Source organism: Streptomyces sp. TRM68416 (assembly GCF_014596915.1).
Lineage (GTDB): Bacteria > Actinomycetota > Actinomycetes > Streptomycetales > Streptomycetaceae > Streptomyces.
This window is the reverse complement of record NZ_JACVWU010000025.1, coordinates 116,662-124,247: the sequence shown is the minus strand read 5'-3', so window position 1 is coordinate 124,247 and position 7,586 is coordinate 116,662. Positions and strand designations below refer to the sequence as shown.

The following is a 7,586-nucleotide window of genomic DNA, read 5'->3' as shown; positions in this document are numbered from 1 at the left end:
GCCGTTGCCGGGCATGGTGATGCGGGTCCTGGACTCCGGATGCCGTCGTGTCCCGGTCGGTGCGGTCGGCGAGCTGTACGTGGCCGGCACGGGTGTGGCCCGTGGCTATCTCGGCCAGTCGGCCCTGACGGCTGAGCGGTTCGTGCCGGACCCGTACGGGCCTGCGGGTTCGCGGATGTATCGGACGGGTGATCTGGCGCGTTGGGCCGAGCCGGGTGTGGTGGAGTTCCTGGGCCGTACCGACCATCAGGTGAAGATCCGGGGCTACCGGATCGAGACCGGCGAGATCGAAGCCGTACTCCACAACCATCCCCAGGTCAGCGAGGCGCTCGTCATCGGATACGAGCCCGAACCGGGCGACGGCCGGCTTGCCGCGTATGTGGTGCCGCGTCCCGGGGCCGACGCGTTCGACTCGGCCGCGTTCACCGCGTACTGCCGTGACCACCTGCCCGACTACATGGTCCCGGGCAGCTTCACCGAGCTGGCGGCCCTGCCGCTCAACGCCAACGGCAAGGTCGACCGGGCCCAACTGCCCGACCCCGCCGAGGCCGAGCGGCAGCACGAGTACGTTGCGCCGCGCAGCGACACCGAGCGGCGTCTCGCGGCGATCTGGGCGGACGTGCTCGGTGTGGAGCAGGTCGGCCGCGGCGACGGGTTCTTCACGCTCGGCGGACACTCGATCCAGGTCATCAAGGTGATCGCCGCCTGCCAGCGGCAGAAGCTGCCGCTGTCGCTGTTCATGCTCTACCAGCACGAGACGCTCGCCGACGTGGCCGCGGCCGTGGACGCGGCGGCAGCCGAGCCGACGCGGACCGCGCCCGCGGCGGAGCGGACGCGGGTGCCCTCGGGCAGTGAACTGGACGCGCTGCTCGCCGACTACGCGGTGCCCGGAGTCTCCGTCGCCGTGATCGAGGGCGGCGACCTGGTCGCCGTGGAGAGTGCGGGCCAGGACGGCCAGGGGCGGCTGGTGACCCCGCGGACGAGGTTCCAGGCGGGCTCGATCAGCAAGCACATCGCGGCACTCGGCGCGATGCGCCTGGTCGAGGAGGGGGTGCTGCGGCTCGACGAGGACGTGAACCGCTACCTCGCCGGCTGGCAGGTTCCGGGCGCCCCCGGGGACGCCCCGGTCACCCTGCGGCACCTCCTGGGCCACCGCTCGGGTCTTACTCCGACCCCGGGCAGCGGGTTCGTGCCGGGCGGCCACGTTCCGTCCCTGCTCGACCTGTTGACCGGCGCGGCCGATCCCGAAGTGGCTCCCGTGGCCCGCGGAGCGGAGCCCGGCACCGGGTACCGCAAGGCCAACGTGCACTACGTCGTGCTGCAGAAGGTGATGGAGGACGTCACCGGGGAGCCGTTCGACGAGCTGATGCGACGTCTCGTCCTGCTGCCGGCCGGTATGAACGACAGCAGCTTCGCGGCCGACTACCCGGAGCGGGCGGGCGTGCTCGTGGCCCACGGCCACGACGCCCATGGCCGGCGGATCGAAGGCGGCCTGCGGATCAGGCCCGACGCCGCGGCGGCCGGGTTGTGGACCACGGCGTCCGACCTCGCCCGGGCCGCGCTCGAACTGCGGCGCTCCGCGCTCGGCAGGCCGCTCGGTCTCCTGTCCAAGGAGAGCGCCGAGCTGATGCTGACGCCGGCCGCCGACAGTCTGTACGGGCTCGGCACCGTCGTCGACGTGCTGGGCTCCGACACCGAGTTCGGTCACGGCGGCACCCCGGTCGGCTACTACGGCGCCTCCCTGCTGCGCCTCGGCACCGGCCGCGGACTGGTCGTGCTCACCAACGGTGAGTCCGGTGAGCATGTGGCGAAGGCGGTCGCCGCCCGGGTGCGCAACGCGGCGGGCAACTCCCGCTGACGTCGTGCGGCCCAACCTCCGCGCGCATGAAGGGGGTTGGGCCGCGGGACCTGCCCGCCGCAGCCCGACGACCGCCGCCCGGTGATCCCGGGCACCCCTGGACGGCCCGGCCGACTGCGCCCCAGTCGGCCGGGCCGTTCCGAGTCCGGCCTCCCCGTCCGCCCGCCTGCCCCCACCCCGGAAGCCCTCATGACCTCCACAAGCACCCGCCCTGCCGACGACACTCCCGACACCTCGGTTCACCCACCCCTGCGCCGCAACCGCAACTTCCGTCGGCTATGGCTCGGCTCCGGTGCCGCCCTTCTCGGCAATCGCGCCGCCGTCACCGCGTATCCGCTGCTCTATCTCTGGGCCGGCGGAAGTCCGGCCGAGGCGGGGCTCGTCGGGTTCGCCTCCCTGCTGCCGCAACTGCTCGTACTGCTGCCGGCCGGCGCCCTTGTCGACCGCCTCGACCGCCGACGTGTGCTCATCTCCTGCAGCCTCGCCGGGCTCACCGCCATGGCCACCCTGGTCGTCGCGCTGCTCGCGGGCCGGCTCTGGCTCTGGCACGTCATGGCCGTCGCCTTCGTCCAGGGCGCCGCGGGCATCCTGCACCGGCTCGCCGAGCGGGCCGCCGTACGGCATGTCGTCCCCGAGGAGCAGTTGCGCACCGCCCTGTCGCAGAGCGAGGCGCGCGGGCACGGCGCGGGGCTGCTCGGTCAGCCCATGGGGGCGGCGCTGTTCAGCGCGGCGCGCTGGCTGCCCTTCTGTGCCGCCGCGCTCGGTCATCTGGTGGCGCTGGCAACGGTGTTCGGGATACGTGCCGACCTGCAGGACAAGGCGCGGCCCGAGCCGCGCTCCCTGCGCCGCGAGATCCGCGAAGGCCTGGTGTGGGTGTGGCGCCAGCGCTTCATGAGAGCCTCGATAGCCCTGGTCGGCGGCAGCAATCTCGCCTTCCAGCTGATCACCCTGGCCATGGTCCTGATCGTCAAGGAGAACGGGCACAGCGCCGCCACGGTCGGCATCCTCGGTGTGCTCGGCGGCCTCGGGGGTCTGACCGGCGCCCTCGTGGCCCCCTGGATCAACCGGCGTGTTCCGGTGCAGGGGATCCTCATCGGCGCGCTCATGCTGTGGTCCGTCCTGATGGGCGCCGTCGCCGTGGCGGACCACCCGGTCCAACTCGGCGCCCTGATGGCCGGGATGAGCGGCGCGGGCGCCCTGCTCAACGTCGCCGCCGGAAGCTACCAGGTCCTGGTCACCCCGGACGCGATGCAGGGCCGCGCCACCAGCGTCTTCACACTCATCGGCTCCGGGCTCAACTCGCTCGGCGCGCTCCTCGGCGGCTTCCTGCTGCACGCCTTCGGCAGCACCACCGCCGTCCTCGGCGCCGCGGCCGCCATGGCCCTGCTCGCCCTTCTCGCGCTGGCCTCGCCCGTCGTACGACGTGGTGGAGGCAGCCGTGCGGAAGCGGGCAACACCCGCCCAAACAGCCCGGACCAGTAGATATCGATTCCGTAGAGAACCCCGGTATAGGACCGACGGGAACCGCGACGGCGCCCAACAGCCGGAGCACGCACCGCACCGTAGGAGACTTCATGCCCCCACATCCCCCCACCGAGGCCGGAGTTCCGCCGGCACGCGCGCCGCTCACCGAGCGGGTCGCGGGCTGGTCGGCCCGTAACGCCAAGAAGTCGATAGCCGGCTGGCTGCTGCTCGTGGTCCTCTCCGTGCTGGCGGGCTCGGCTGCCGGCAGCGGCGCCAAGACCAGCGACGCCGGAGAGTCCGGCAGGGCGCAGCGGGTCATCCGCGAGGAGCGGACCGTCGCGTCGTACTCCGAGAACATCCTGGTCGAGGCCGAGCGGCGGGACAGCCGCTTCGCCGACGACCCGCGGCTGCAGGCCGCGGTCAAGGACGTGACCGAGGCGCTGCGCGGCTCGGACGGCGCCGCCGAGAAGGTGCTCAGCCCTCTCGACAGCCCGCAGGCGGCCGCCGAACTGGTCTCCGAGGACGGACGCTCCGCTCTGGTCACCTTCGAGATCCCGGGACCGGGGCCGAAGGCGGACACCCGGTTCGCGGCGGTCGAGAAGTCGGTGGCCGAGGTGCGCAAGGCGCACGCGGACGTACGCTTCGCCCTGGCCGGCGACCTGTCCCTGACGGCCGCCGTCGACCAGGCCGCCGACGAGGACCTGGCCCAGGCCGAGGCACTGTCGCTGCCGGTCACCCTGGTCATCCTGCTCGTGGTCTTCGGCGCCCTGGTCGCCGCCGCGGTACCCGTGCTGCTCGCCGCGACCGCGGTGCTCGCGGCGACCGGCCTGCTCGCGGTGGCCGGCACGGTCGTCCCGGCCAACAGCACCGTCTCCTCGGTGGTGCTGCTCGTCGGCATGGCGGTCGGCGTCGACTACTCGCTGTTCTATCTGCGCCGCGACCGCGAGGAGCGGGCGGCCGGACGCACCCCCGCCGAGGCACTGCGGATCAGCGCGCGCACCTCCGGGCACGCCGTCGTGGTCTCCGGGCTCACCGTGATGCTCTCCATGGCCGGGCTCTTCCTCACCGGCGTCGACGTGTTCAACGGCATGGCCGTCGGCACGATCATCGTGGTCGGCCTCGCCGTGCTCGGCTCGGTCACCGTGCTGCCCGCGACGCTCGCCCTGCTCGGCCGCCGGGTCGACGCCCTGCGCGTGCCGTTCCTCGGCCGTCGGCGCACCACCGCCACCAAGTCCACGCTGTGGACCGCCACCGCCGCCGCCGTGGTCAGAAAGCCGCTGCTGCTCGGCGGCGCCGCGCTGCTCGCCCTCGGCGCGCTCGCCGTGCCGGCCCTCGACATGAAGCTCAGCGAGCCCGGCCGCCTCGACTCGCTGCCGCGCAGCATCCCCGAGGTCGACGCGGGCATCCGGCTGCAGGAGGCCTTCCCGGGCGGGCCCGACCCGGCGCAGATCGTCATCTGGGGCCAGGGCGCCACCGACGGCAAGGCGGACGCCGCCGTCGCCGCCGTGCGCGAGGCGGCCGCCGGCAGCAAGCTGCTCGGCGAGCCGGTCACCGTGCAGGCGGTCGGCGACGTCCTGAGCGTCAAGGTGCCGCTGGCCGGCAAGGGCACCGACGCCACGTCGGTCGAGGCGCTCACCGAGTTGCGCGAGGAGGTGCTGCCGCGCGCCTTCGAAGGCACCGAAGGACTCGACTACGGCGTCACCGGACGCACCGCGGGCCTGCACGACTTCGCGGAGGTGCTCGACGAGCGCTCCGTGTGGGTCATCGGCTTCGTCCTCGCCATCTCCCTGGTGCTGCTCGTCGCCGCGTTCCGCGCCCCACTCGTGGCCCTCGCCTCGGTACTGCTCAACCTGCTGTCCATCGGCGCCGCCTACGGTGTGATCGTCCTCGCCTTCCAGTACGGCGGCCTCGCGGGACCGCTCGGCTTCACCTCGTTCGGCGGGGTCGTCAACTGGCTGCCGCTGTTCATGTTCGTGATCCTCTTCGGCCTGAGCATGGATTACCACGTGTTCATCCTGAGCCGGATCCGCGAACGCAGGCTGCGCGGCGAGAACTCCAAGGACGCCGTCGTCCAGGGCGTCGGCGCCAGCGCAGGCGTGGTGACCAGCGCCGCCGTTATCATGATCGCCGTGTTCGCGCTGTTCGCGACGCTCTCCGGTATCGAGTACAAGATGCTCGGCGTCGGCATGGCGACCGCCATCCTCCTCGACGCGACCATCGTCCGCGGCATCCTGCTGCCCGCCGTCCTCACCCTGCTCGGGGACCGGGCCTGGGGACGCCGGCGTCCCGACGAGGGCCCGTCCGCGGACGGCCCCGCCGCCCAAGAGCCCGTCGAGGAGCCCGAGACCGCCCGCACCTCCACCCTTCTGAGGACCTGACACCCATGCGCAAGCTCACCACCACCGCCGTCGCCGCGGCGGTACTCGCCACTCTCTCCGGCTGCGATGCGGACGACGCGTTCGGCAACGACAGGTCGAACGCCGAGTCCAGCTACACCGTCACCGAACCGGTCCGTGCGCTCGACCTCGACACGAAGGGCGGCCATGTCGAACTGATCGCCACCGAGGCCGACACCGTCAAGGTCACCGAGAAGCTCTCCTACAGCGACGACAAGCCGGCCACGAGCCACAAGGTCGCCGACGGCGAGCTGCGGCTGATCGGCGCCGGCTGCAACACCGGTGACTGCTCGGTCAGTTACCGCATCGAACTGCCCGCCGGGACCGAGCTCCGCGTGGACAGCGGCGGCGGCCACATCACCGGCGAGGAACTCGCGGGACCGGCCCGGCTGCGCACGGAGGGCGGCCATGTCGACGTCTCCTTCGTCAAGGCCCCGGACCGCATCTACGCGGCGAGCGGCGGCGGTGACATCACGGTGCAGGTGCCCAGCGGTCCGTACGCCGTGAGCGTCGACGCCCAAGGCGGCAAGAGCGAGACCGCCGTCGACAACGACCCGAGCGCCGAGAGGAAGATCGACGCCCGCAGCGACGGCGGCGACGTGGAGATCAAGTACATGCGGTGAACGGCCAGTTGTCCCGCGCCGAGGAGCGCTTCCCGGCGTAGCGGAATAACGGAAAAAATATAGCCATCCCTGCCACAGTCCGGTCCCGGACGGATCACTCCGTCCGGGACCGGAGTCCTTTGTGCCGACCGCCCACCGCCCACTGCCCACCGCGCTGTCAAGGCCACGATCAGGGAGCCACCATGACCGATTCCAGCTGGCTGAGGGTGTTCGACCCGCGGCCCGCACCCCGCATGCGGCTGTTCTGCTTTCCGCACGCCGGTGGCGCCGCGAGCGCCTTCCACGAGTTCGGGAACCTGCTGCCCGAGTCGGTCGAAGTAGTGGCCGTCCAGTATCCCGGCCGCCAGGACCGCTACGGCGAGCCGATGCCCCGCTCCATGGGGCACCTCGTCGCCGAGGTCAGCGACGCGATCGCAGGACGGCTCGATCTGCCGGCCGCGTTCTTCGGCCACAGCATGGGCGCCACCGTCGCCTTCGAGACCGCCCGCCGACTGCGCGCCACGCACCCGGCCGCCGTCCGCCGCCTCTTCGCCTCCGCCCGCCGCGCCCCGCACATCGACACCGGCCGCGCGCTCGACTTCGCCGACGACGCCGCGGCCCTGGCGTACATCGACGCGCTGGGCGGCACCGGGGCCGAGCTGCTCAAGGACGCCGAGCTGCGCGCCCTCGTACTGCCCGTGCTGCGCGCCGACTTCCGTCTGATCGCGGGTTACCGCTATGTCCCCGGTGCCCCGCTCACCTGCCCCGTCACCGCGATCGCCGGCGACAGCGACGCCTCGTTCGGACTCGCCGACGCGGCCCAGTGGAACCGCCACACGATCGCCGGCTGCGACACCCGGGAACTGCCCGGCGGCCATTTCTACCTGGAGAACGAGATGCCGGCGCTCGCCGCGCTCGTGCTCGACGCGCTCGCCGCCGACCTCCCGGTACTCCAGACCCCCGCAAGGAGCCTGTGATGAGCAGCAACCCGTTCGACGACGCCGACGGGCAGTTCCTGGTCCTGGTCAACGACGAGGGCCAGCACTCCCTGTGGCCCGCCGCGGCCGCCGTACCGGACGGCTGGCACACCGCTCTGGAACGCACCGACCGCGCGGCCTGCCAGGCGTACATCGAAGCCAACTGGACCGATCTGCGGCCGCGCAGCCTGCGCGAACAGCGCGCCGGCTGACCGTCCCGCGCAAGCAGCGCGCCGGCAGACCGCCCGCGGCGAGCGGCGCCCGAGCCGACCGCCGTAACCGACGCCCG

6 protein-coding genes are annotated in these 7,586 nt (G+C 72.6%); all 6 read left to right on the top strand.

Annotated elements, in window-relative coordinates; translation table 11 throughout:
• A partial coding sequence (locus ICC28_RS32510) for a serine hydrolase domain-containing protein (RefSeq protein WP_188292371.1) occupies nucleotides 1-1,858 on the top strand: 1,858 nt, incomplete at its 5' end.
• A 189-nt stretch (nucleotides 1,859-2,047) separates the two neighbouring features.
• Nucleotides 2,048-3,340, top strand: coding sequence for an MFS transporter (locus ICC28_RS32505; protein ID WP_188292370.1), 1,293 nt, complete (start codon nucleotides 2,048-2,050; stop codon nucleotides 3,338-3,340).
• Nucleotides 3,341-3,432: 92 nt separating this feature from the next.
• Nucleotides 3,433-5,700, top strand: coding sequence for an MMPL family transporter (locus ICC28_RS32500; protein ID WP_188292369.1), 2,268 nt, complete (start codon nucleotides 3,433-3,435; stop codon nucleotides 5,698-5,700).
• A 5-nt stretch (nucleotides 5,701-5,705) separates the two neighbouring features.
• Nucleotides 5,706-6,341 carry a hypothetical protein gene (locus ICC28_RS32495; protein ID WP_188292368.1) on the top strand — a complete coding sequence of 212 codons (636 nt, stop codon included), beginning with the start codon at nucleotides 5,706-5,708 and terminating at the stop codon, nucleotides 6,339-6,341.
• Between the two features lie 182 nt (nucleotides 6,342-6,523).
• Nucleotides 6,524-7,297, top strand: a complete 774-nt coding sequence (locus tag ICC28_RS32490; protein WP_188292367.1) for a thioesterase II family protein — start codon at nucleotides 6,524-6,526, stop codon at nucleotides 7,295-7,297.
• Nucleotides 7,297-7,509 (top strand): MbtH family protein, encoded by a 213-nt coding sequence (locus tag ICC28_RS32485; protein WP_188292366.1) that lies wholly within the window; start codon nucleotides 7,297-7,299, stop codon nucleotides 7,507-7,509. The genes ICC28_RS32490 and ICC28_RS32485 overlap by 1 nt, the downstream gene beginning before the upstream one ends.
• Nucleotides 7,510-7,586 lie beyond the last annotated feature (77 nt).

What these genes read in the sequence shown, in the direction of transcription:
- ICC28_RS32485 (WP_188292366.1), top strand. Translation starts at nt 7,297, where the DNA reads ATGAGCAGCAACCCGTTCGACGACGCCGACGGGCAGTTCCTGGTCCTG.
- ICC28_RS32495 (WP_188292368.1), top strand. Translation starts at nt 5,706, where the DNA reads ATGCGCAAGCTCACCACCACCGCCGTCGCCGCGGCGGTACTCGCCACT.
- ICC28_RS32490 (WP_188292367.1), top strand. Translation starts at nt 6,524, where the DNA reads ATGACCGATTCCAGCTGGCTGAGGGTGTTCGACCCGCGGCCCGCACCC.
- ICC28_RS32500 (WP_188292369.1), top strand. Translation starts at nt 3,433, where the DNA reads ATGCCCCCACATCCCCCCACCGAGGCCGGAGTTCCGCCGGCACGCGCG.
- ICC28_RS32505 (WP_188292370.1), top strand. Translation starts at nt 2,048, where the DNA reads ATGACCTCCACAAGCACCCGCCCTGCCGACGACACTCCCGACACCTCG.